23 protein-coding genes and 5 pseudogenes are annotated in these 22,767 nt (G+C 50.7%); 15 read left to right on the top strand and 13 right to left on the bottom strand.

The window, feature by feature from the left end; all coding sequences use genetic code 11:
• Positions 1–316 precede the first annotated feature (316 nt).
• Positions 317–547, top strand: a complete 231-nt coding sequence (locus KWG61_RS09670; protein WP_242743579.1) for a hypothetical protein — start codon at positions 317–319, stop codon at positions 545–547.
• Between the two features lie 229 nt (positions 548–776).
• On the opposite strand, the gene KWG61_RS09665 is transcribed toward KWG61_RS09670, so the two are convergent.
• The 5 genes and pseudogenes from KWG61_RS09665 to KWG61_RS09650 all read right to left on the bottom strand — a co-directional run bounded on the left by KWG61_RS09665 (position 777) and on the right by KWG61_RS09650 (position 5,083).
• Entirely contained in the window at positions 777–2,078 is a 1,302-nt protein-coding gene (locus KWG61_RS09665; RefSeq protein ID WP_230267015.1) for an alpha-amylase family glycosyl hydrolase, read from the bottom strand.
• Between the two features lie 239 nt (positions 2,079–2,317).
• Positions 2,318–3,361, bottom strand: coding sequence for a Cys-tRNA(Pro) deacylase (ybaK, locus tag KWG61_RS09660; protein WP_242743578.1), 1,044 nt, complete (start codon positions 3,359–3,361; stop codon positions 2,318–2,320).
• A 4-nt stretch (positions 3,362–3,365) separates the two neighbouring features.
• A complete protein-coding gene (locus tag KWG61_RS16300; protein ID WP_256460864.1) occupies positions 3,366–3,680 on the bottom strand; it encodes a glutamine synthetase in 315 nt (104 codons plus the stop codon).
• Positions 3,681–3,799: 119 nt separating this feature from the next.
• Positions 3,800–4,258: pseudogene (locus KWG61_RS16295) on the bottom strand (type I glutamate--ammonia ligase); the annotation flags it as partial.
• Positions 4,259–4,849: 591 nt separating this feature from the next.
• Positions 4,850–5,083, bottom strand: coding sequence for a hypothetical protein (locus KWG61_RS09650; RefSeq protein ID WP_230267011.1), 234 nt, complete (start codon positions 5,081–5,083; stop codon positions 4,850–4,852).
• Positions 5,084–5,353: 270 nt separating this feature from the next.
• On the opposite strand from KWG61_RS09650, the gene KWG61_RS09645 reads away from it, so the two are divergent.
• A complete protein-coding gene (locus KWG61_RS09645; protein WP_242743577.1) occupies positions 5,354–5,638 on the top strand; it encodes a hypothetical protein in 285 nt (94 codons plus the stop codon).
• 207 nt (positions 5,639–5,845) lie between these two features.
• Here KWG61_RS09645 and KWG61_RS09640 read toward each other — a convergent pair whose 3' ends face one another.
• The 7 genes from KWG61_RS09640 to KWG61_RS09615 all read right to left on the bottom strand — a co-directional run bounded on the left by KWG61_RS09640 (position 5,846) and on the right by KWG61_RS09615 (position 10,501).
• Complete coding sequence (locus KWG61_RS09640; RefSeq protein WP_230267010.1) at positions 5,846–6,724, bottom strand: MurR/RpiR family transcriptional regulator; 879 nt, start codon at positions 6,722–6,724, stop codon at positions 5,846–5,848.
• A gap of 36 nt (positions 6,725–6,760) precedes the next feature.
• Positions 6,761–7,030 (bottom strand): hypothetical protein, encoded by a 270-nt coding sequence (locus tag KWG61_RS09635; RefSeq protein WP_242743576.1) that lies wholly within the window; start codon positions 7,028–7,030, stop codon positions 6,761–6,763.
• Positions 7,027–7,488, bottom strand: coding sequence for a family 1 glycosylhydrolase (locus KWG61_RS16290; protein ID WP_256460863.1), 462 nt, complete (start codon positions 7,486–7,488; stop codon positions 7,027–7,029). Before KWG61_RS16290 ends, KWG61_RS09635 begins: the two co-directional genes overlap by 4 nt.
• Positions 7,488–8,438, bottom strand: coding sequence for a glycoside hydrolase family 1 protein (locus KWG61_RS09630; protein ID WP_256460663.1), 951 nt, complete (start codon positions 8,436–8,438; stop codon positions 7,488–7,490). Before KWG61_RS09630 ends, KWG61_RS16290 begins: the two co-directional genes overlap by 1 nt.
• A 200-nt stretch (positions 8,439–8,638) precedes the next feature.
• Positions 8,639–9,406: a glucose PTS transporter subunit IIA gene (locus KWG61_RS09625; RefSeq protein WP_242743575.1), complete on the bottom strand. Its 768-nt coding sequence runs from the start codon at positions 9,404–9,406 to the stop codon at positions 8,639–8,641.
• On the bottom strand, positions 9,373–10,131 hold the full coding sequence (locus KWG61_RS09620; protein WP_242743574.1) for a PTS transporter subunit EIIC: 759 nt from the start codon (positions 10,129–10,131) through the stop codon (positions 9,373–9,375). Before KWG61_RS09620 ends, KWG61_RS09625 begins: the two co-directional genes overlap by 34 nt.
• Entirely contained in the window at positions 10,055–10,501 is a 447-nt protein-coding gene (locus tag KWG61_RS09615) for a PTS transporter subunit EIIB (RefSeq protein WP_242743573.1), read from the bottom strand. Before KWG61_RS09615 ends, KWG61_RS09620 begins: the two co-directional genes overlap by 77 nt.
• A gap of 645 nt (positions 10,502–11,146) precedes the next feature.
• Here KWG61_RS09615 and KWG61_RS17490 point away from each other — a divergent pair.
• The 3 genes and pseudogenes from KWG61_RS17490 to KWG61_RS17480 form a co-directional block, all read left to right on the top strand.
• Positions 11,147–11,275 carry a hypothetical protein gene (locus KWG61_RS17490; protein WP_367614187.1) on the top strand — a complete coding sequence of 43 codons (129 nt, stop codon included), beginning with the start codon at positions 11,147–11,149 and terminating at the stop codon, positions 11,273–11,275.
• 25 nt (positions 11,276–11,300) lie between these two features.
• Positions 11,301–12,011: a glutamine synthetase III gene (locus KWG61_RS17485; protein WP_367614186.1), complete on the top strand. Its 711-nt coding sequence runs from the start codon at positions 11,301–11,303 to the stop codon at positions 12,009–12,011.
• A gap of 37 nt (positions 12,012–12,048) precedes the next feature.
• Positions 12,049–12,165, top strand: a pseudogene (locus KWG61_RS17480) (hypothetical protein); the annotation flags it as partial.
• Here the strand turns inward: KWG61_RS17480 and KWG61_RS17475 are convergent.
• Positions 12,136–12,270: a hypothetical protein gene (locus KWG61_RS17475; protein WP_367614185.1), complete on the bottom strand. Its 135-nt coding sequence runs from the start codon at positions 12,268–12,270 to the stop codon at positions 12,136–12,138. The pseudogene KWG61_RS17480 and the gene KWG61_RS17475 sit on opposite strands and share 30 nt — an antisense overlap.
• Before the next feature lie 120 nt (positions 12,271–12,390).
• Here KWG61_RS17475 and KWG61_RS17470 point away from each other — a divergent pair, with 120 nt between their 5' ends.
• The 10 genes and pseudogenes from KWG61_RS17470 to KWG61_RS09565 all read left to right on the top strand — a co-directional run bounded on the left by KWG61_RS17470 (position 12,391) and on the right by KWG61_RS09565 (position 22,759).
• A complete protein-coding gene (locus KWG61_RS17470; RefSeq protein WP_367614184.1) occupies positions 12,391–13,236 on the top strand; it encodes a hypothetical protein in 846 nt (281 codons plus the stop codon).
• A gap of 55 nt (positions 13,237–13,291) precedes the next feature.
• Positions 13,292–14,871, top strand: a pseudogene (gene asnB, locus KWG61_RS09605) (asparagine synthase B).
• Positions 14,872–14,884: 13 nt separating this feature from the next.
• Positions 14,885–16,095: pseudogene (locus KWG61_RS09600) on the top strand (glutamate synthase subunit alpha); the annotation flags it as partial.
• 75 nt (positions 16,096–16,170) lie between these two features.
• A complete protein-coding gene (locus KWG61_RS17465; protein WP_367614362.1) occupies positions 16,171–16,770 on the top strand; it encodes a glutamate synthase central domain-containing protein in 600 nt (199 codons plus the stop codon).
• Positions 16,652–19,377: pseudogene (locus tag KWG61_RS09590) on the top strand (glutamate synthase-related protein). Before KWG61_RS17465 ends, KWG61_RS09590 begins: the two are co-directional and overlap by 119 nt.
• Positions 19,378–19,393: 16 nt before the next feature.
• On the top strand, positions 19,394–20,839 hold the full coding sequence (locus KWG61_RS09580) for a glutamate synthase subunit beta (protein ID WP_230267004.1): 1,446 nt from the start codon (positions 19,394–19,396) through the stop codon (positions 20,837–20,839).
• Between the two features lie 354 nt (positions 20,840–21,193).
• Complete coding sequence (locus KWG61_RS09575; protein ID WP_242743569.1) at positions 21,194–21,529, top strand: RNA polymerase sigma factor; 336 nt, start codon at positions 21,194–21,196, stop codon at positions 21,527–21,529.
• Entirely contained in the window at positions 21,439–21,666 is a 228-nt protein-coding gene (locus tag KWG61_RS17460) for an RNA polymerase sigma factor (RefSeq protein ID WP_367614183.1), read from the top strand. Before KWG61_RS09575 ends, KWG61_RS17460 begins: the two co-directional genes overlap by 91 nt.
• A complete protein-coding gene (locus tag KWG61_RS09570) occupies positions 21,663–21,950 on the top strand; it encodes a zf-HC2 domain-containing protein (protein WP_242743568.1) in 288 nt (95 codons plus the stop codon). The genes KWG61_RS17460 and KWG61_RS09570 overlap by 4 nt, the downstream gene beginning before the upstream one ends.
• Positions 21,951–22,354: 404 nt before the next feature.
• On the top strand, positions 22,355–22,759 hold the full coding sequence (locus tag KWG61_RS09565) for a hypothetical protein (RefSeq protein ID WP_242743567.1): 405 nt from the start codon (positions 22,355–22,357) through the stop codon (positions 22,757–22,759).
• Positions 22,760–22,767: the final 8 nt, after the last annotated feature.

Genomic DNA, 22,767 nt, shown 5'->3' with positions numbered 1-22,767 from the left:
TTTTCATTTCATTTGTTATAATCACGATTGAATTCCGGCAGATGATGTCCTTTTGGGCAATCGTTTGTGAAAAATCGGATTAACGACGGCTGTATGCCGTCTGGAGGACAGACAAATGAACAAAAAGCATTTGCGGCTCTCACCGCTGCGACTCTCCTTTTCGCAGGCTGCACATCTGGAAGTGCAAACAGCTCCAGCGCAGCCGGTGAAACCAGCAACACCGCTTACGTAGACCACGACGGTCAGGACGTATCCGCAACCGTTACGAAGAAAGACGGAAAAATCACGGGCGTAACCATCGACGAAACCACCGAAGATGGAAAAACAAAAAGAACTCGGTGCCGAGTACGGCATGAAGAGTGCTTCCGGCATCGGCAAGGAATGGAACGAACAGGTTGAATTCCTTGAAAAATACATCGTTGAAAACGGACCAGAAGCCGTTAAACTCGATGCAGACGGCTACGCAGAAGACGAAGACGTGAAGAGCGGATGCACCATTAACCTTTCCGCCATCATGGAAGCCGTTGACGAAGCAGCAGCGAAGTAATTCACTCAAATGCCTGCGCGCAAACTTTTGCGCCGTCAAAAATACGCATAGGAAGTAAAGGCATAGCCACCATACTCGAAAGACTTGGGGAAGTTCTGTTCGGGTTTAGCGTGTGCCTGAACTTTTAAACCATGCATAAACGAAAGCCTCATGACCGATCGCATGTCATGAGGCTTTTTGCGGATTCAAATAGTATTTCGGTCGGGTTTCCTTCTCGCTTTTCGGGAAGTTAAAACCCAAGAATCTTAAAGGAATTGGGTTCGACATGAACCGATCCCTGAATGTCTTCGCTCTCGTCATTCATCAGGTTCGTCATGCGCTGATGGGCTGGAACCGGGATATCGACCGGTTCATCGAGCAGATTGACGGCGGTCCATACGGATTTCCCATCGAGGGAGCGCTGGAACAAGCACCAGGGATTGTTAATCGCGATCTGGGTGTAGTCGCCATACACGAGTTCCGGATGCTCAAGACGGATTTTCGCCAGACGGGCGATCTGATCCGTCAGTTCATTCCATTGAGGAACTTTAACTTCCTTGCGCAGTTCCGTATCGTTCTGGTTTTTGCGGCCTTCCATTCCCCACTCGCTGCCGTAGTAAACAGCCGGAATGCCCGGCATCGTAAAGAGCATCGCATAAATCGCTGGCAGCTGCTTTTTGTTTTCGAGCTGGGAAGCGATTCGGTTGACGTCATGATTATCGACAAAGGAGAGCAGATGCCTGCCGGTATAGAGACACCACGGTTCCTTGCCAAACTGGCGTTTGAAGGAATAGAGAATCTCGTAAAAGTTTTTCGAGTTGAACGAGGAATACAGTCCTTTGTAGCATTCGTAGTTCGTACACGAATCGAGCATCTCGCTGTTTACCCAGGTGTTGTAATCGCCATGGAGCGTTTCGCCAAGCAGGAAAAACTCCGGATTGCGGCTTTTGACATGATGATGAAGCGTACGCAGGAAATCCGGATCCAGGCAATAGGCGACATCGAGACGAAGACCGTCTACGCCAAACGTGTCGATCCAGAAATCGACGACGGAAAGAAGCTCCGAAACGACTTCCGGATTTTTCAGGTTGAGCTTGACGAGCGCGTCATACCCTTCCCAGTTCTGGTACCAGAGATGATCGTCATAGGAATTGTTGCCGTTGAAATCGATGAGAAACCAGTCTTTGTAACGCGAATTTTCCCGGTTTTTCAAAACGTCCTGGAACGGCGGATATTCCCTTCCTGCATGATTGAATACTGCGTCAAACAAAACCGAAATGCCGTTTTCATGATAACGGTCGACCAGATGCTTCAGGTCTTTCTCGTCCCCGAGCCGGGAGTCGACTTTGCGATAATCCGTGGTGTCGTAACCGTGGCTGACGGATTCAAACAGCGGATTGAACAGAACCATGTTCATGTTCAGCTTTTTGAGATGATCCGTCCACGTTTCAAAGCGGCCAAGCCGGTGCGTCAGCTGGCGGTCGTTTTCAAATGGAGCACCGGCAGCGCCAAGCGGATAAATCTGATAAATGTTGCTGGAAAATGCTTTCATACATAAAACATCCTTTCTCTGAAAGTGTATCCGCTCAAACCCGTACTTTCCAATCCCAGACAATCATTTGGAAAGCAATTCAAACAAAAAATACAAATTGATTTATCAACAATCCGCAGTACAGTCTTCCTATATCCAAACCAAGAAAAATCCGGTCCAAAACAAAGAAAAATCCGGATCTTTCTCTTTCGGGAGAAGCCGGATGTATGTTTCTGTTTTTCAGCTGCCTGCGGGCAAAGCTAGTCTTCGCAAAGATCTGCCGGTTTAACCTGGAAGGTTTCGATCAGATCGTTCGGATTGATTTCAATCTGCACGCCGATCTGACCGCCGGAAAAGAAAATCGGATCGTGAGAGAGGGCGCTCTGATCAATAAACGTTGCAAACTTCTTTTTCATGCCAAGCGGCGAACAGCCGCCATGTACATAGCCGGTCAGCGGAAACAGTTCCTTTTGCGCGATCATTTCAATCTTCTTGGTTCCCACCGCTCTGGCGGCTTTTTTCAGGGAAAGATGGGCGTTTGCCGGCAGCATGAACACGTAATGTTCTTTATCGTGTCCGACGGTAACGAGCGTTTTGAACACCTGCTCTTCGGTTGTATTTAGCAGATGGGCTACCGTCTGTGCATCCGCAGCTTCGGAAAGCTTTAAATCATGCGGAACATAGTCAATTTTATGCGTATCAAGCTGACGTATCGCGTTTGTCTTTTTACTTTCACTGGAAATTCGCTCCAATCTGGCAAGGATCTGCCTTGCGGCGGCCACTTTGGTCATCGAATGATCCATCGCCGTTTTCAAAATGTACTGGTGGGCTTTCTCTTCCGACCAGCGGCACTTCAAAGCCAGTTCGATTTTGACCTGACTGATGAATTTTTCATCCTGTGCCTTCTTTTTCTCCCGCATCAGCGACTGGGAAAGACGTCTTGCCTCATCAATGGACTTGCGCAAATACGCAAGAACCTGAACCAGAATGGTCCGCGCCGTATTGACGGGCAGAACCAGAATCGGGACGCTTCGCATCTGATAAGACAGCGTATCGACCAGCTCGGGTGAGCAGAGGATCAGACCGGAAATCTGATGCAGCGCGCAAAGTTCCAGAACAAGAGAAGAAATCGCAGACTGGCGTCTTTCCACTTTCACTGCGATCAGATCGACCGATGAGGAAGCCAGATAGCGTCTGGCGCTGCTGCTGTCCATGCGCAAAACGGCATTCCAGCCGCAGTTTCGCAGCAGGTCTTCACTGAGCTGCGGCAGCTCATCGAGGATGAGCAGAGTTCTCACGGACACAGCATTACCCTCTGGTTTTATACGCCTGAATTACGGCCGGATCGATATAGTGCTCAACAAATGCGGACTGATCCGCCAGAATCTGCGCTTCCAGGCGGCTTGCGGCGACTTTCTGGATGGGAACGTCTTCAATTTTGAGATTTTGCCGCAGGCCTTCCATACCCGCAAACAGCACAAGAGCAAAGGTCAGATACGGATTGGCCTGCGCATCGGGAAGGCGGACTTCCAGCACGTCATGCGATAGCGGCGGAATGCGGACCATGACGTTGCGAATTCGATCCGAAAAATTAAAGCGCTTAGGTGCCGTCGCATACGCCAGACGCGTATACGATTCGGCAGAAGGGCAGAGAAAAGCTGAACGTCCGGCAAATAGCGCAGCAGTCCGGCGATAAAGGCGCCCTGTTTATACAGACTGTCCCCGAGAAAACGGATCTGCACGTGCATCGCACTTCCCGGCTGATTTTGGAGCGGGTTTGGCGAAAAATCGGCATAGAGACCATTGGAATTGGCAGTCGTACGGACAATCCACTTAAACAGAGACGCTTCATCGGCAGCATCGAGCGGTTCTGAAAAATGAAAGTCGATCTCATTTTGTCCCGGACCGAGCTGATGGAACGATTTATGCGGATCCAGCCCCATTTCTTCAAGCAGCAGACAGATCTCACGGCGGATATTTTCCCCGCCATCTAAGGGCGCCACATCCATATAGCTTCCCTCATCAAAAGGAATCTTCGTTCGCTTTCCCTTTTCGTCGCGTTCAAAAAGATAAAACTCAAATTTGGAGGCCATGAGCAGATCCAGATCGAGAGCATGCGCCTGATCGAGGGCATTTTTCAGCAGGGTGCGCGGATCCGGTTTATATTTGCGGCCGTCAATATGATACAGATCGCAGACCATATGAATCACGCCGTTTTCCATGGAACGCCAGGGCAGAAGAATCATCGTCGAGGCGTCCGGCTTAATGACCAGATCTTCCCCGTTTGTGCTGTTTCCAAAAACCTGCAATCCGTCGATCGTAATTCCCTTCTCAAACGCCTTTTCAGCTGTACAGGCATGATCGAGACATTTCTCTGTACCCCAAATAAATCGTAGTAGGCCAGGCGGATGAATTTTACGCCTTCCTCTTCCACATACTGCAAGACATCATTCTGACTGAACATAAAGATTCCTTCCTGTTCGGTATGAACCGGCTGAACGATTCAAATTCTCATTTTGTATCGAAAATCCGCTTTTGGCGCTCGAAGCAGGAGCCGATTTCAACAGGCGGATTTGTTTTTTATACGCTCTTTCAAGTATAGACAGTCGGCGCAGAGATTATCAAAGCTTTCTGTACAGTTCAAAAACTCACCATCCAGAGGGCGGTTTATTTCTGAACTTGAAATCGATTTCCTGCATTATTCCCTGTGCGAATTTGGAAGCAAATAAAAAAGATGGCCAAATTCTTTTCCAAACGGACCATCCAGTCGAACCGGAACTTTACCTGGACGGCTAAATCTGTGGGCTCTTTGCAGCGCCTTCGGAATGTTCCAGCCGCTTCTGGTAATTCTGGATAATCTTTTCCAGCGTAATTTTCTTCATTTCCTTTTCAAACTGCTGCTGAAATTCGTCAAAGCTGTCCTGCAGAGCCAGACAGAAAGGAACAGAAAGAATGACTTCTTTTTCCGCAGTGAGCGACTGGCAGAAAGCGGCCGACTGGATCCGGCAGGCGTACGGTCTTGTCATCTATGCAGCCAACGGCTTTTCCATGAGTGAAAACCTTGCGATCCTCCGTCCTTCTGGCTGGTTCAGTGAAAATTTTGCCGACTTTATTCAGAAATACGGCTTTCAGACTCCTTTGCAGGGCTTGAACTATCCTTTCCCAAGTCCAGCGAGTTTAATGCGTTTTATACCCGGCTGCTCAAAGGCATTCACTACGAGAAGCCAGTCTCTCCGATTCTGCCTACGCTTCGACAAATTACACAGAATCGGCCAGACTATATCCTGACCACAAACGTGGAAGACCGCTTTGCGCAGGCAGGATATCCTGAAAATGGAATCTTTTATCTCGAAGGCCGCTTTACCCATCGAGCAAATCTTGAATACATACCAGAAGAAGATCTGTCCTCCATCCATTCTCCTATGGATCTGGAAACTGCTTTTAAGACCGCTCACCGCCCAGATGCCGTGTGGTTATCCGCAAAGCTGTCTGATCGAGATGAATCATCAAAAAATGTTGTCAGCCCCTGTTTCCTCTGTTCGAGAGCTCGATATGACCGGCAATTTGCAGGAAAATCTTGAACTTCTTCAAAATGAACTGCAACGATAAACATCGCTTTTTCAAATACAGACCAAACCGGAAGCCTTCATCACCGGGAAAGAAGGACTTCCGGTTTATTTCAGGCAGTATTCGATTATGAGCTGCATCGGCAGGTGCCATCGTTTTTAAGGCAAGCCGCCGAACCCGCTTTCCTGACTGCTTCGTCAGCATAAGTCAGACTATTTTCTTTATTCGGGCAGTCGACTGTTTCTACGGATATCTTCAAGCTGTCTTGCGGTCTGAATCTTGTTTCGATCGTTCTTTTCATAGTGTCTGGCAAAGAAGCCGGCATAAAGAACGTTCAGCAGATAGGATACGGACTGCTCGCTCGCAAATGTTGCAATCTTGGTATAGAGATGTTCATCATCTGGAATGGTCAGAACGTTTGTGAAATTTTCGCGAAGATAATTATTTCCCGCGCTGGTCAGAACGGCGGTGGGAATTCGGGCGTCCTTAAGATACGGAACGATCGTCATCGGTTCCGCATCGGAATTGTTTCCGGCGTAGGAAATGAGAATGGCCATATCCAGACTGGACAGCGTTCTGGCGGTAATGCCCATTTCCCTGGGGGTACATACTTGCACGGGTTTCTGCATCGTCATCATTTTTCTGGCAAAAAGATACGCACTGTACGTATGGGGTGAGATACTGAAAACCGCAATCCGTCTTGCCCGCTCCATTAAGGAGACAATCCGGCTGACCATGTTCAGATCCAGCGTTTCCCGGGTATCTTCGATGGTCTGAATCATCGTTCTGGCCAGCGCATCCGTGATGGAGTTCAAATCCGAATCCGCCTGAAACGGATAGTTGACATCGACCCGTTCAGGATGGACCTGGGCCGTGTACAGCTCGGCGACCACGTCGTCTCGAAAATCGCGCCAGCCCGCATAGCCAAAGCTCTGCGCAAAGCGGACTACGGTCGGTTTGGAGACAAAGGCAAACTCGGCTATGTTTTCCAGAGAAAGCTCATGAAAATCGGTTCGATGTTCAAGAATGACCGATGCAATGCATCGCCTCGTATTAGAATACTTCAGAGCAGCTTCTTCAATTTGCTGGATGAGTTTCATGCTGTCCTCCCGCCTGCCTCTGCAGGGGATGTATTTTCATCTTAACAAGTCAGAAAATTGAATAAAACCTCTTACGGTCCATTTGGTTCCTTTCTCCTGCTCGTGCAAAAGATCATCCGATTCTAGTGGAAAGCTGCTTTTCCCTTTTTCTATCTCCAGTTTTCTATCTCCAGATTCCGTTGTTGAAAAAGAGCAGGAAGACATATTCCAGAGAAATGGCTCTTCCCGCTCTTTTCGATTAATCTTATAACCTTTGCCTTTGATCTTTCGTTTTTCTGATTCAGATATCTGCTGGTTTACAGTCACTTGGACTGGATCAGGCTTTCTCCGTTGGTCTGAATGACATCCCGGTACCAGTAAAAGCTGTCCTTTGGAATTCGTTTCATATCCTTGAGATCTTTTTCATCCCGATTGATATAGACGAAACCGTAACGTTTCTGATAGCCCTGGTGGGTGCTGACCAGATCCATAAACGACCAGGGGCAATAGCCCATCAGCTCAACGCCATCCTGAATGGCCAGAGCAGCCTGTTTTAGATGCTTTGCATAATAGTCGATTCGATAGCTGTCGTGAACATGGCCGTCATCTTCCAGAAGGTCTCGGGCACCCATACCGTTTTCCGTAATCAGCAGCGGCATGTGGGCATGGGCATAGAGGCGGCGCAGCGTCGTACGAAGACCGACGGGATCAATTTTCCAGCCAAATTCGGTCGATGGAAGGCATTCGTTTTCTTCTGCACGGTAAACGCCTTCTTCCCCGACCATCACCTGCTGATCGCCGTTTCGCGGCTGGCGGTCATGTCCGTCATTTTTGGTGCGCTGACGGTAGCGGTCGCGTAGTAGTTCACGCCCATGAAATCCGGTCTGGCTTCGCGAAGAAGCTCCATATCCCCTTCCTGAATTTCCGGCTGCCAGCCATGGTCTTTGAGATACTCCCAGGCCAGCGAATTGTACCGTCCGTGTGCATACATATCGATGTACAGCCAGTTGCGCAGCGTTTCCCAGTTATCCGCCGCAATGGAATCTTCAGGGGCACACGTCTTGGGATAGACGGCAATGATATTCGGGGCAGCTCCGATGTGGGCTTCCGGATCGATCGTTCGCAGTCTCTGAATGGCTCTTGCTGAAGCCAGAAACATGTGATGGTTTTGCTGGTAAAGCTCTTTCTGACTCGGTACACCGCGGGGATTCATCGCGCTTGGATGCAAAATCATGACATTCTGCTCGTTGATCGTCAGCCAGTCCTTAATCTGATTCTGGAATTCCTGAAACAGCAGGGCCGCATACGCTTCGAAGGCATCGATCGTCTCCCGATTGGACCAGCCGCCGTTTTCGTCAAGCGCCAGAGGTAGATCGAAATGATACAGTGTGGCGATCGGGCGAATGCCGGCAGCGCAGAGTGCGTCGACGAGTTTGTGGTAAAAATTCAGACCTTCCTGGTTGATCTTCCCTTTTCCTTCGGGGAAAATCCGGCTCCAGGAAAAGGAGAAGCGATAGGCTTTCAGCCCCATCTCCTTCATCAGCGCCACGTCCTCCAGGAAGCGATGGTAATGATCGCTGGCTACGGAGAAATCGGACGTTTCTGCCGGATGGTGAAGATCCTGTACCGACAGACCTTTTCCGTCTTCGGCTGCAGCGCCTTCTACCTGATAGGCGGAGGTGGAAGCGCCCCAGAGAAAATCTTCGGGGAACGCAGGTTTTTCATGATAGAACATATGGATTTCCTTTCTGGATCGATCGGGTTAAACCGATTTGCACGTATAGAGAATTCCATTGGGAAGACAAATTGAATTCTGATTTTCTTCCCAACGGAATCAAGAGTCTTTTGATTTTGAATTCATTCCGTCGATTTCTGACAGGATGAAGCACCTTGCAGCCCGTTATCTATTCGTAAACGCAAGGTTTTCTACAACTTCTACGTCTTCAAATTCGGGGTATTTGTGACGATAACCATCGTCTGGGTTGGATAGCCGGCTTTTGCGATCGCGTCTTTATCAAATTTCAGAAGGGTCTGTCCCTTTTGGACGCGCTCACCCTGTTTTGCGAGAGCGGTAAAATGTTCGCCGTTCAGTTCCACGGTGTTAATGCCGACATGAATCAGAACTTCAATCCCGTCGTCGCTCATAAGGCCGATGGCATGGGCGGTCGGGAAAAATACCGAGATTATTCCGTCAAACGGAGCTTCAACAATTCCCTTATCTGGCTCAATCACTGCGCCTTTCCCAAGAAGGCCTTCAGAGAACGCTTCGTCTTTTGCTGTACTTAACGGTGCGATCGTTCCTGGCGTGCAGGCTTCAACGATGGCTTTGGATGGTTTTGCGGCTTTGGGAGCCATTTCAATTTCTTTTGAACTCGTTTTGGAAGCAGACGTTTCTTTGCGGTCTTCTTTTTCGGAAGAAGCTTTTGCGTTTTTCTTTTCAAAGCGGATGGCCAGAATCCAGGTCAGGATGGCTGAGGAAACGCATGCGATAACAATTGCGATCAGAATGTTGTAAAAGAACATCATGGTATTGTCGCCGATATACAGCAGGACGGCGGACAGACCGCTCGATCCGGTTGCGAAGCGGTGGGTATGGGTAAGGCCGGCATACAGTCCTCCAAGCGCACCGCCGATCATGCTGGCGTAGAGAGGATATTTCTTTGGAAGGTTTACGCCGTATAAGAGCGGTTCGGTAATGCCCATGTAGGCAGTAATCGTACCGGCTGTGGCAATCTGTTTTTCCTTGCGTTTTTTTCACGGAAGGCAACGACTGCACCGGCGGACGCCTGCGCCATATTGGAGCAGACGCAGCCGGGACCGAAAATGGAATCGTAGCCAAGCGTACCCATCTGCATGATACCGAGCGGTGCGATGCCATTGTGAATACCAAACATGACCATGACAGGAAGCAGACCGCCAACGAGAACGGCGGGTGCCCAGGCTGCATTTTCCGCAAGGTAGTTGAAGATCACGCCAAGCCAGGAACCAACAATGTTTCCAAGCGGTCCAATGATAGAGAGCGCCAACGTGCCCATGATGATCATCGTGAGCATCGGAACGAAGATCAGATTGACCGATTTTGGCATGATCCGATTCAGCCATTTTTCAACATACTTCTGAACAAGAATGATCAGAATGATGGGAACGACGCTGTTCGCGTAATTGACCAGCTGGAACGGAATGACTTCAAACAGACTGACCGGCACTCCGGCAGAGACCAGTCCGGTCCAGGTCGGATGCATGAGAATGAGCGCGGTTACGCACGCCAGAATCGGATTGCACTTCAGTTTCTGAGCTTCCGTAAACGCCACCAGAACCGGCAGGAAATAAAACGCGGAATCGGCGAACATGTTAAGCAGAATGTACGTCTGCGAATCGTTTGTAATGAAATGGAACACGGTGAGCAGAGCCAGAACGGCTTTGATCATACCGGCACCGGATAAAGCGGGAATAATGGGCTGGAATACGGAGGAGACGAAGTCGATGACCGTATTCATCGCCCCTTCTTCTCTTCTTTTTTCCTTCGTCCTTCCCGGAAGCTGAAGACAGATCCGCAAGCTTTTCTACCTCTTCAAAAACGTCCGCGACATGTGTCCCGATAACGACCTGATACACGCCGGCATTTCGAATGACCCCGGCTACGCCGTCCATGTTTTTAATGGCTTCATCATCCGCAAGCTGTTCATCCGCCAGACTAAAGCGAATACGGGTCTGGCAGTGATATGCGGACTGGATATTTTTCTGGCCGCCAACCTTTTCAATAATGTCTGCGGCAAGCTGCTCGTACTTTTTCGACATATCTTTCTCCCTGTTTTCAAAATGAATCGAGATGATCGGGCCCTGGTTTTCTCTTTTCCCTGTTGCACTTGAAAGATACCATCCCTAAATTCTTTTCGATACCGCTTTCAGACCGATTGAAATGCCGTTTCACAATCACGGAGGTTTCTTTCCATTGGGATGAAATCCGCTGAAACGAACGGGCCAAAACCGGCCAGAATGGCTGGAAGCCGCATAAATTCGCTGAACTGTCTCCTGTCGTGTAATCCGCCAGACAGCCGAAAAATGGTCTGAGCCGGCCTTTGTGGATTTGCGTTGATCTGCATTGCTCTGGATCGGACGGCAGAAAAATGCCTTTTGTCCTTTTGCTGCCGCCATCCCGTTCCTCACGTTTCCCGTTTTCAGGCGATGGAACGAGAACTCTTGAAAGCAGGCTTTCGTTTTCAGAAAATTGGGAAAACATTCAATTGTAATCGTTTACATTGCAGATCCTGTGTCCGGAACGCTTTTTCCGTTTCCGTTCTTGACCATGCGCTTTTTGATCTTGTATTCTTACACCAGCGAAAAGGCAAAGACGCCAATAAGCTTCAACCCACGTTCACTCCGATTAAGTGGCGAGTTGCAGCTGGAGTGTCTTTGCCTTTTTCTACTATAAGGAGATGGATTATGAATACGAACGTCGCAGAAATCTTTGGTGAAAAGGTCTTTGACGACCAGAAGATGCGAGAGCGTCTGCCAAAAGATACGTATCGAGAACTGAAAAACGATCGACCAGGGCCTTCCGCTGAACCGTAAAATCGCCAACGCCGTCGCCCATGCCATGAAAGTCTGGGCCATTGAAGAAGGCGCGACCCATTTCACGCACTGGTTCCAGCCGATGACCGGCATTACCGCTGAAAAGCACGATTCCTTTATTACGCCGGACGGAGACGGAACCGTCATTATGGGCTTTAAAGGCTCCGAGCTCATTAAAGGCGAACCGGATGCTTCCTCTTTTCCAAACGGCGGTCTGCGTGCCACGTTTGAAGCCCGCGGCTATACCGCATGGGACCCCACCAGCAATGCATTTATTAAGGAAGGCGTTCTTTGCATTCCTACCGCTTTCTGTTCCTATACCGGACACGCTCTGGATAAGAAAACGCCTCTGCTGCGATCAATGGAAGCGATCGGAAAGCAGACCAGGCGGATTCTTCGCCTGTTTGGAATCGATGATGTCGCCTCCGTCAAAACGACCGTCGGTCCCGAACAGGAATATTTTCTCGTCGACCGCGATCTGTACAACCAGCGCAAGGATCTGATCTTTACTGGACGTACCCTCTTTGGCGCACCGGCTCCAAAAGGGCAGGAAATGGAAGATCATTACTTTGGAACGATTCAGTCCCGCGTAAAATCGTTCATGGACGAACTGAATGTCGAGCTGTGGAAACTTGGCGTCATGGCAAAACCCAGCATAACGAAGTGGCGCCCGCTCAGTTTGAAATCGCACCGATTTTCTCGACCACCAACCTGGCGACCGATCAGAACCAGCTGACTATGGAACTGATCCAGCGTATCGCCAAAAACATAACCTGGTTGCTCTGCTTCACGAAAAGCCTTTTGAAGGCATTAACGGCAGCGGCAAGCACAACAACTGGTCCCTCTCCACCAATACCGGACTAAACCTTCTCGAACCCGGCGATACCCCGTACGAAAACCTGCAGTTTCTGACGTTCCTGGCCGGCATTGTCAAAGCCGTCGACGAACACCAGGATCTGCTCCGCCTTTCGGTAGCCACCGCCGGAAACGATCACCGTCTGGGTGCAAACGAAGCGCCTCCGGCTATCATCTCCATCTTTACCGGCGACGAACTCGCGGAAGTCATCGAAGCGATCAAAGCCGATGCCGATTACGGAAGCAAGGACAAGCAGTTCATGAACATCGGTGCCCGCGTTCTGCCTAAACTTCCCGTTGACACGACCGACCGCAACCGCACATCCCCGTTCGCGTTTACCGGCAACAAGTTTGAATTCCGTATGCCCGGCTCCGCCCAGTCCATTGCCGGCATCAATATGATTCTGAATACGGCGATCGCCGATTCGCTGATGCAGATTGCCGACGTGCTCGAACAGGCCGAAGATCTTCCTTCCGCTCTGCACAAGCTGCTTCGTGACATTTTCACGAATCATTCCCGCATCATCTTTAATGGCAACGGCTATTCCGACGAATGGGTCGAAGAAGCCGAACGCCGCGGCCTGCTCAATCTCAGGACCACGCCGGAAGCCATCCCGTATTTAAAACGCCCCGAGAATATTGCGCTCTTTGAACGGCATCACGTTCTGAGCGAAGAAGAAGTTCTCTCCCGCTATGAAATCCTGATGGAAGAATACGTTCATCTGCTGAACATCGAAGCCAGAACGATGATCGACATGGCCGGCCAGGAAATCCTTCCTGCCGTCAGTGCCTATCAGAAATCGCTTGCCGATACCGTTCTAGTCAAAACCCAGGTGGGTCTGCCCGCCGATCAGGGCTACGAAGGCACGATGCTGGCGCGCGGCAATTCCGAACTGACCAAAGCGTTTGCAGCGCTCGAACAGCTCAAGGCCGATCGCGATACGATGGATCATCTGGAACCGATCGAAACTGCAGCCGACTATGTCCGCGAAGTAATCCTCCCGGATATGGAAGAGCTGAGAAAGCATTGCGACGCGCTCGAAACCATGACGGACCAGAAATACTGGCCGTTCCCTGGCTACGATCGACTTCTGTTTGGACTCTAATTTCACAAGCGGCTCTGCCGCTTGTTTTCTTTCACCCATTTTTAAGGAGAATCTTATGTGCACAGTTTTTTCCGTACAGACTTATCATCCGAATGCTGATGCAATCGAAGCGGCTTTGAAGAAAACGGAAACCCGCGGACCGGATGACACGAAGGTCGTTGTACTCGATGGCGCAGTGCTTGGATTCCAGCGGCTGTCCATTATGGGCCCTGACGCTTCAGGCATGCAGCCCTTCTTTCTTGGCGAAAATGCGCTGGTCTGCAATGGCGAAATTTACGGGTTTCGAAAAATCAAAAGCGAACTGGCGGCCAGAGGCTATGCCTTCCATTCCGATTCTGACTGCGAAATTCTGCTTCCTCTTTACGAAGAATACGGCACCGGGATGTTTGAACAGCTTGATGCGGAATTTGCGTGCGTGATTTACGATGGCCAGTCGAAATCGCTGATCGCTGCCCGCGATCCGATCGGCATTCGTCCTCTGCATTACGGCTATACCCCATACGGCGAAATCTGCTTTGCCTCAGAAGCCAAAAACCTGGAAGGGCTGGTCGAAACGATTTATCCCTTCCCGCCCGGACATTTTTACAAAGACGGTCAGTTCATCTGTTATCGTGACATGAGTCAGGTGGATGCCGTGATTGACGATGATCTTGAAACGATCTGCAAAACCATTCATGACCGGCTGATTGACGGCGTGCTGAAACGCCTGGATGCGGATATGCCCGTCGGTTTCCTCCTTTCCGGAGGACTCGATTCCTCTCTGGTCTGCACCATTGCCGCCAGACAGATGGACCGTCCGATCGAAACGTTTGCGATCGGCATGGAAGACGATGCGATCGATCTCAAATACGCAAGACAGGTCGCTGAATTTATCGGAAGTAATCATCACGAACTGATCATGACCAAAGAGGAAGTGCTCTCCTCTCTGGAAGAAGTCATTGCCGAACTGGCTACGTTTGATATCACAACGATCCGCGCGTCCATGGGTATGTATCTCCTCTGCAAAAGATCCGGGAAATGAGCGATATCCGCGTGCTTCTGACCGGTGAGATTTCCGATGAGCTGTTCGGGTACAAATACACCGACTTCGCCCCCTCCCTGAAGAATTCCAGAAAGAAAGCGAGAAGCGTGTACGCGAGCTGCATATGTATGACGTTCTGCGAGCCGACCGGTGCATTTCCACCCATTCCATGGAAGCCCGGGTCCCCTTTGGAGATCTCGATTTCGTCTCCTACGTAATGGCCGTCGATCCGGCCAGAAAGATGAATACGTACGGCATCGGCAAATACCTTCTGCGTCATGCTTTTGAAGAGGATCATCTGCTTCCTGAGTCCATTCTCTTCCGTCAGAAAGCCGCGTTCCGGATGCGGTCGGCCATTCGATGGCCGATGATCTCAAAGCGTATGCCGAAGAACGATATACCGATGAAGAATTCGAAGAAAAGAGACAGCAGTATACGCATGCGATGCCCTTTACCAAGGAGTCGCTGCTGTATCGCGAACTGTTTGAAAACACTATCCAGGCCAGTCGCAGATGATTGTCGATTTCTGGATGCCCAATAAAAACTGGAAGGGATGCGATGTGAAAGATCCCTCCGCCCGCGTGCTTTCCAACTACGGGGAAAGCGGAAGCTAGAAAGGAAATCCTTATGAATGAATTCCTGAAAGAACACGATGCCTGCGGCATCGGTACCGTCTGTCAGATGGACGGTACGCCTTCCCATCACGTTGTCGACCAGGCGCTCCATATTGTCGAAAAGCTCGAACACCGCGCCGGAAAAGATGCCAGCGGAACGGTAGGCGATGGAGTCGGCATTCTTCTGCAGGTCAGCGATACCTTTTTCACCAAGGCCTGCCGGCAGATCGATATCGACTACGTCCCCAATGGCCGTACCGGCATCGGCATGTTTTTCTTTCCGCAAAATGAACTCGAACGAAACCAGGCCAAAAAGCTGTTTGTGACGATGGCCCGCAAGGAAGACTGTACGTTTCTGGGCTGGCGAAAGGTGCCCGTTCAGGAAGAAATTCTTGGCGAACCCGCAAAAGAATGCATGCCCTCCATCTGGCAGGCGTTTCTCAAAGCGCCAGATACAGTAAAGACGCGCAAGGACTTTGATCGTCTGCTCTATGTGCTTCGCCGCGAGTTTGAAAAGAGCTGTCCGCACACATACGTCGCGTCGCTTTCCTGCCGGACGATCGTCTACAAAGGCATGTTTTTAGTGGATCAGCTGCGGCGGTTTTATCTGGATCTGCAGTCGGAAGACTATCAGAGTGCTATCGCAATCGTGCATTCCCGCTTTTCGACCAACACAAAACCAAGCTGGAAACGCGCGCATCCCAACCGGATGATTGCGCACAACGGCGAAATCAACACAATTCGCGGCAATGCAAACCGCATGCTGGCGCGTGAAGAAAGCATGACGAGTCCGCTGATCGACACCCAGTATAAAAAGTCCTTCCCGTCATTAATCCGGATGGATCCGATTCAGCCATGCTCGACAATACACTCGAATTTCTGACGATGAACGGCATGGATCTGGCCAAGGCGGTTGCAATCTGCATTCCCGAACCGTGGAAGCATGTCCCGATGGATCCAAAGCGCAAGGACTTTTATCACTACTACGCGACCATGATGGAACCCTGGGACGGTCCAGCGGCCATTCTGTTTTCCGATGGCGAAGTGTGCGGGGCAGTTCTTGATCGAAACGGTCTGCGTCCAGCGCGCTACTACATCACCAAAGACGGGCAGTTCATTCTTTCTTCGGAAGTCGGCGTACTCGATATTGAACCGGATCAGATCGTCGAAAAATCGCGGCTGATGCCCGGCCGAATGCTGCTGATCGATACGAAGGAAGGCCGCCTGATTCCTGATGAAGAACTGAAAGCGCGCTACGCCAGTTCTCACCCGTATGGCGAATGGCTGAGCCTGAAACTCATGCATCTCGAAGATCTCAAATCGCGCGATCGAAAACCGCAGATGCACGAGCAGAAACTGCGCGACGAACTGTACCGCAATTTCGGCTACACTTACGAAGATGTGAACGATCAGATTTTGCCGATGGCCAGAGAAGCAAAAGAACCGATTGCTTCCATGGGAACCGATGTTCCGTTAGCGCTGCTCTCGAAACTTCATCCCACGCTCTTTCATTATTTCAAGCAGCTGTTCGCGCAGGTCACCAATCCGCCGATCGATTCGCTGCGCGAAAAAGTCGTTACCGATACGACCATCTATATTGGTTCTTCTGGAAATCTTCTCGAAGAAAAAGCCGGCAACTGCGCACTGCTGGAAATCAATCATCCCATTCTCGATGCCAGCGACATGGACAAAATTCGCAGTCTCAATCAGCCGGGACTGAAATCCCGCGTCATTTCCCTGCTCTTTACAAAGGAATGCCCTCAAGGACGCGCTCGATCAGCTGTTTATCGAATGCGACCGGGCATACCGAGACGGCTGTTCGATTCTGATTCTTTCCGACCAGGGCGTGGACGAAAGCCATATGGCGATTCCGAGTCTGCTTGCGGTTTCGGCCCTTGAACAGCATCTGGTCGCTACGAAAAAGAAGACGGCCATGTCGATTCTTCTCGAAAGCGGCGAGCCGAAAACGGTCCATGAATTTGCGGCTTTGCTCGGTTTTGGTGCCAGCGGCATTTATCCGTATCTCGCCCACGAATGCATCGAAGAGCTGATCGACAAGGACATTCTCGATAAGGAACCTTCCAAAGCCATCGAAGACTACAATCAGGCGGTCCTTTCGGGCATCGTCAAAATTGCCGCCAAAATGGGCATTTCCACCCTCCAGTCGTATCAGGGTGCTCAGATTTTTGAAGCCGTAGGTATTTCCAAAGACGTTATCGACGCGTACTTCACGAATACGCAGTACGAAATCGGCGGTATTGGTCTGAAGGAAATCGAAGAAGATCTGCTCTGGCGCCACGCCCGTGCCTTCGATCCGCTCGGATTGCGCGCCAATACGTCTCTCGATTCGATCGGCTTTCATAAGCTGCGCTCGGGCAAAGGCAAGGAAGACCACCTGTATTCTCCAGAAGCGATTGTTATGCTCCAGAGCGCAGTGCAGACCGGGGATTATGACTTGTTCAAAGCGTATTCGAAACGGATTCATGACGAAAATGCACCCCATAACCTGCGCAACCTTCTTTGTTTTGAGGGAAGCCGTCCATCGATTCCGCTGGAAGATGTCGAACCCGTTGAATCGATCGTGAAACGCTTTAAAACGGGGGCCATGTCGTATGGGTCCATTTCTCAGGAAGCGCACGAATGCATGGCGGAAGCCATGAACCGTCTGGGCGGCCGTTCGAACTCCGGGGAAGGCGGCGAACGGCCCGAACGCTATGGAACCTTGCGCAATTCCGCCATTAAGCAGGTTGCTTCCGGCCGCTTTGGCGTCGATTCCGCCTATCTCTGCTCCGCCAGCGAAATTCAGATCAAGATGGCGCAGGGCGCCAAGCCGGGCGAAGGCGGTCATCTGCCAGGCGGCAAAGTGTATCCGTGGATCGCGAAAACGCGCTGTTCCACGCCAGGCGTAACGCTGATTTCTCCGCCTCCTCACCACGATATTTACTCGATTGAAGATCTCGCCCAGCTCATTTTCGATTTGAAAAACGCGAATCGAGACGCCAGAATTTCCGTCAAGCTCTGTTCGGAAAACGGGGTAGGCACCGTCGCCTGCGGTGTCGCCAAGGCCGGTGCGGCGGTCATCCTGATTTCCGGCTACGACGGCGGTACCGGCGCTGCCGGCCAGAGTTCGATCCATCATGCAGGTCTTCCCTGGGAGCTCGGTCTCATTCAGTCGCATAAGGAACTGAGTGCCAATGGTCTGCGTCAGCAGGTGATTCTCGAAACGGACGGCAAGCTCATGAGCGGAATCGATGTCGCCATCGCGGCGTTACTTGGCGCGGAAGAATTTGGCTTTGCGACGGCTCCGCTCGTATCCATGGGCTGCCGCATGATGCGCGTCTGCTCACTCGATACGTGTCCGTTTGGCATTGCGACTCAGAACGAAGAACTGCGCAAGCGCTTTAAGGGCAAACCGGAATACGTCATGAACTTCATGCGTTTTACCGCCATGGAACTGCGCGAAATCATGGCTGAACTGGGCTTTGCGACGCTCGATGAAATGGTTGGTCAGGCGGCCAGCTGTCTGAAAGTCCGAAATACGCAGGCACTCGAACGCGCCGAACTTGCTCATCTTGATGATCTTCTCAAAGGCATTGAACCGATCCATCATCAAAGCGGTCAGGCGTTTGATTTTCATCTCGAACAGAGTCTGGATGTGGATGTGCTCCTTCCTGCGCTGCGCAAAAATCTGAAACGCAGAAAAGCGTGTGAGATGGATGTCGACATCTGTTCGACCAACCGCACCTTTGGCACGATTCTTGGCAGTGAAATGACCCGCTCTTTAGCCAAAGGCGAAACGCTGGACGAAGATCTGATTACCGTACGGGCGCATGGCGGTGCCGGACAGTCCTTTGGCGCGTTCATTCCGCAAGGGCTCCGCCTGGAATGTGAAGGCGATGCCAACGATTACCTTGGAAAAGGTCTTTCTGGCGGTACGCTGGCCATTTATCCGCCAAAAGTTTCCGGCTTTAAACCGGAAGAAAATGTGATCATCGGCAATGTGGCGCTTTATGGAGCCACTTCGGGCAAAGCGTTCATCAACGGAAAGCCGGCGAACGCTTCTGCGTTCGAAACTCTGGCGCCGTGGCGGTCTGTGAGGGCTGCGGCGATCACGGACTCGAATACATGACTGGCGGAACGGCCGTGGTTTTAGGTCCGGTCGGCAAAAACTTTGCGGCCGGCATGAGCGGCGGCATCGCCTACGTGCTCGATCGAGAGCATGAGCTGTATCTCCATGTGAACCCGGAACTTGTCGATCTGGAAATGCTGGAAAGCAAAACCGATATTGAGGCCCTTGAAGCCATTCTTAAAGACCATGTGAAAGCGACCGGCAGTCCTTTAGCCGCATCGCTTTTAAAGGACTATCGGACGAAGCTCGATCAGTTCAAGAAAATCGTGCCGCGCGATTACCAGAAAATCCGCACAGATATCAAGGCGCTTGAAGATCTGGGCTACAGCGAACAGGAAGCCGCTCTCAAAGCCTTTGAGATGGCCTATCCGCACTAGAAAGGACGATGTCACTATGGAAAAGAACTTTGGATTTCTTGAATACACCAGGCAGGATGACCCGATTCTTCCGGAATCCGAACGTTTGAAAACGTTTGGCGAATTTCATCGTCCCTTAGACGAAAGCCGAAGAAGAGAACAGGCGGCGCGCTGCATGCACTGCGGCGTTCCGTTCTGTCAGTCCGCGATTTCCCTGAACGGAATGACGACAGGCTGTCCGCTTCACAATCTCATTCCGGAATGGAACGAACAGCTCGCCCTCAAAAACGATCAGTACGCCCTCATCCGGCTTTTGAAAACGAACCCGTTTCCTGAATTTACCAGCCGGATCTGCCCTGCGCTCTGTGAAAAGGCGTGCATCAACGGCATCGATTCACAGCCGACCACGGTTCATGACAACGAGTTTTTCATTATTGAAAACGGGTTTAAAAACGGCTGGGTCAAGCCGGCCGAAATTGAGGAACAGACCGGAAAGCGCGTGGCGATCATCGGTTCCGGTCCTTCCGGTCTGAGCTGCGCAAACTATCTCAATCGGCGCGGTCACTTTGTGGATGTCTATGAAAAGGACGATCGTCCTGGCGGACTTCTGATGTACGGCATTCCCAACATGAAACTCGACAAGTCAGTCGTTGAACGGCGCATCCATCTGCTCGAACAGGAAGGCGTGGCTTTTCTTTGCGGCGTAGAAGCCGGCAGGGACATTTCCTTTGAACAGCTAAAAACGCAGTACGACGCGATCGTTCTGGCAGCCGGCAGCATCGTGCCGCGCAGTCTGAATGGAGTCGACACGGCGCTTGGCGGCGTATATTATGCGGTCGATTTTTTGCGGCAGACGACTAAGGATGTTCTGGCCGGTACCGATTTTCTGATTTCGGCCAAAGACAAAAACGTGATTATCGTCGGCGGCGGGGATACGGGAAATGACTGCACAGGAACCGTTCTTCGTCAGCACTGCAAATCCGTTACTGCTCTGGAAATGATGCCCAAGCCGCCGCTGCACCGCGCTGAAAACAATCCATGGCCGGAATGGCCCAAAGTCCTGAAAACCGATTACGGGCAAAAAGAAGCTATAGAACGATTTGGAGAAGATCCGCGTCGTTTCCAGACGACGATCGCCTCCATTACCGAACAGGACGGGCATATTGAAAGCGTAACGACCGTAGAAGTTGGTCCGGGCTTTAAACCGATTGAAGGTACAGAACAGACGCTTCCCTGCGATCTGCTGCTGATCGCGGCTGGATTTGTGGGCGTACCGCAGTCTCTGGCCAGCGAATTTGATCTGCCGCTTACCGCTCGAAACACCATCGAAACAGAAGCCGGCGGAAAACGCGTATCTGACGCGCTGTTCGCGTGCGGCGACTGCCGTCGCGGCCAGTCTCTGGTCGTCTGGGCGCTGATGGAAGGCCGGGAGTGTGCCAGAGAAGTCGATGAATACCTCATGGGCTACTCGAATATCGAATAGACTAAGTCAAAAAGAATGGTGAAAAAAGAAGGATGAAAAAGATGAATGGCTGATCGGCAAAGCGCGGAACTGACGAGAAGGTCTGCGCCTTCCCGATCGGATTCCTCCATTCCTCTTGCGCAAATCCTGTTCCACAAACCATTTCCATTTTCAGGAGGATCAATTCGTAAACTCGATTCGTCCTCCTTTTTTTCTTTCTGGATTCGTTTTGCATTCCATATACGGGATTTCTAAGACAGCAGGATGGCGGTATGATTGATTTCCTCAGACAAATTTCAAATTTTGAAAATAAATCTCTCCTGAATGTAACAAAGTACAGCGTTCCTGCGTCTTATAAGTGAAAGGAGGAACACGATGAATCAGGATCTTGATCAGATGTACAGAACCTATTCCCGCAAGGTGTACTTGTATCTGCTCTCGCTCAGTCAGAATCCAGCTTTATCCGAAGACCTGATGCAGGAAACCTTTCTGAAGGCGGCTCTGAAAATCGATACGTTCCAGGGAAACAGTTCCCTTTCCTCATGGCTTTGCTCGATCGCAAAAATCTGTACTGCGATGCTATGCGGCGGCAGAAGAATCATGTTCCATTGGCAGAAGAAATGTTCTCCTTCGATCCGAAACAAAGGGATCTGCGCATTTTTGGATGCCTGCATGAGCTTTCTGAACCGTACCGGGAAATCCTGTATCTGAGAATTTTCTGTTTCATGAGCTATCGGGAAATCGGAGAAATACTGGGCAGAAGCGAAACGTGGAGCCGGGTGATGTTTTATCGAGGCAAGGAAAAGCTTCGCGAATTATGGCTAAGGAAAGAGGGGAATGTAAAATGATGAATTTACCGGAGAACAATCCAGATAAAAGGAATGCGAATACAGAAAATTCAATGAATATGGAGACGGCTTTCGACAAGGAATTCGTTGATTCCAATACGCAATGTGAACTGGTACAGGATCTTCTTCCTCTTTACGTGGAAGGACTGACCAGCCCGTTAAGCAGTGCGTTTATCCAGAGACATATCGATCAGTGTCCGAAATGCAAAGCCGAATGGGATGCGATGCGTCAACCCGTCCCAGAGATCCCGGACGTACAGGACATTCCTGTAAAAACGCCCTGAAAAAGACAGGGCGTACGCTTCGAAAAATCGGGTGATCGTCACCGTTCTGATCCTTCTCTGTCTGGTTCTTGGCATCGGGTCCGGCGTTCTGTTTTTCACGGCAGCCGTCTGGAGGTACAGGATGTCTACATCCGGTCGCAGTATCAAAGCGAGGATGGAAACTCCACCGTTCTTGTTATAGCCGGTACGAGTCCTTCCATCGGATTTGTAAAAGCCAGATCGCCTGCGACGCCAGCAATGAAAACTGCGAACTGACGCTCTATGGCGGGAGCGGCCTGCTCAGCCAGAAAGAAACCGTTGAAGTCGACTTTCCGCAGTCCGTCCAGCAAATTACGCTTAAGGGAGAAGTCATTTACCGGGATGGGGAGATTATTAATGCGATGGGCCGCTATTACGCTCCGTATATGAACGGATCTCCAGGCGACACTCAGCGAATGCCGCTGTGCTGGCCGAATTTCACGGTGGATCACAGGCCCGTCTCTTTCACAATGGACTACACGGAAGATCCACAATCTCGAATCTGGATATGGAAAACGGAAGACTGCACCCTGAATCAGTTTTCTGAATCCGAGGTTCATTCCTGGAAAGACCGCTGCAAAATCATACTGGCATTAACCCCTGCTCTGCAGGAAATCCGCGTACAGGATAAAAACGGCGACAGTCTGTCGGTAAGCAGAAAAGATCTGGAAAGTCTTTTAACTGAAGAACAGATCCAGAACGGATTTGCGAACGAAGCCGAACTTCAGCGCTTTTTAAACGAAATTGCGCCAGCAGATCCAGAACAGATTCACGAACGAAGTCGAACTTAGCGCTTTTT

The organism is Allobaculum sp. Allo2, from assembly GCF_022701175.1.
Lineage (GTDB): Bacteria > Bacillota_I > Bacilli_A > Erysipelotrichales > Erysipelotrichaceae > Allobaculum > Allobaculum fili.
The sequence above is the reverse complement of the archived record's forward strand: the minus strand, read 5'-3'. Positions and strand labels throughout refer to the sequence as shown.

What these genes read in the sequence shown, in the direction of transcription:
- KWG61_RS09670 (WP_242743579.1), top strand. Translation starts at nt 317, where the DNA reads ATGGAAAAACAAAAAGAACTCGGTGCCGAGTACGGCATGAAGAGTGCT.
- KWG61_RS16290 (WP_256460863.1), bottom strand. Translation starts at nt 7,488, where the DNA reads ATGGTCGGGGAAGAAGGCGTTTACCGTGCAGAAGAAAACGAATGCCTT.
- KWG61_RS09615 (WP_242743573.1), bottom strand. Translation starts at nt 10,501, where the DNA reads ATGTCGAAAAAGTACGAGCAGCTTGCCGCAGACATTATTGAAAAGGTT.
- KWG61_RS17470 (WP_367614184.1), top strand. Translation starts at nt 12,391, where the DNA reads ATGAACATCGGTGCCCGCGTTCTGCCTAAACTTCCCGTTGACACGACC.
- KWG61_RS09665 (WP_230267015.1), bottom strand. Translation starts at nt 2,078, where the DNA reads ATGAAAGCATTTTCCAGCAACATTTATCAGATTTATCCGCTTGGCGCT.
- KWG61_RS09580 (WP_230267004.1), top strand. Translation starts at nt 19,394, where the DNA reads ATGGAAAAGAACTTTGGATTTCTTGAATACACCAGGCAGGATGACCCG.
- KWG61_RS09565 (WP_242743567.1), top strand. Translation starts at nt 22,355, where the DNA reads ATGAACGGATCTCCAGGCGACACTCAGCGAATGCCGCTGTGCTGGCCG.
- KWG61_RS09630 (WP_256460663.1), bottom strand. Translation starts at nt 8,438, where the DNA reads ATGTTCTATCATGAAAAACCTGCGTTCCCCGAAGATTTTCTCTGGGGC.
- KWG61_RS09640 (WP_230267010.1), bottom strand. Translation starts at nt 6,724, where the DNA reads ATGAAACTCATCCAGCAAATTGAAGAAGCTGCTCTGAAGTATTCTAAT.
- KWG61_RS09575 (WP_242743569.1), top strand. Translation starts at nt 21,194, where the DNA reads ATGAATCAGGATCTTGATCAGATGTACAGAACCTATTCCCGCAAGGTG.
- KWG61_RS09650 (WP_230267011.1), bottom strand. Translation starts at nt 5,083, where the DNA reads ATGACAAGACCGTACGCCTGCCGGATCCAGTCGGCCGCTTTCTGCCAG.
- KWG61_RS17485 (WP_367614186.1), top strand. Translation starts at nt 11,301, where the DNA reads ATGAAAGTCTGGGCCATTGAAGAAGGCGCGACCCATTTCACGCACTGG.
- KWG61_RS09570 (WP_242743568.1), top strand. Translation starts at nt 21,663, where the DNA reads ATGATGAATTTACCGGAGAACAATCCAGATAAAAGGAATGCGAATACA.
- KWG61_RS09620 (WP_242743574.1), bottom strand. Translation starts at nt 10,131, where the DNA reads ATGATCAAAGCCGTTCTGGCTCTGCTCACCGTGTTCCATTTCATTACA.
- KWG61_RS17460 (WP_367614183.1), top strand. Translation starts at nt 21,439, where the DNA reads ATGTTCTCCTTCGATCCGAAACAAAGGGATCTGCGCATTTTTGGATGC.
- KWG61_RS17465 (WP_367614362.1), top strand. Translation starts at nt 16,171, where the DNA reads ATGCATCTCGAAGATCTCAAATCGCGCGATCGAAAACCGCAGATGCAC.
- KWG61_RS09625 (WP_242743575.1), bottom strand. Translation starts at nt 9,406, where the DNA reads ATGGGCATTACCGAACCGCTCTTATACGGCGTAAACCTTCCAAAGAAA.
- KWG61_RS17490 (WP_367614187.1), top strand. Translation starts at nt 11,147, where the DNA reads ATGAATACGAACGTCGCAGAAATCTTTGGTGAAAAGGTCTTTGACGAC.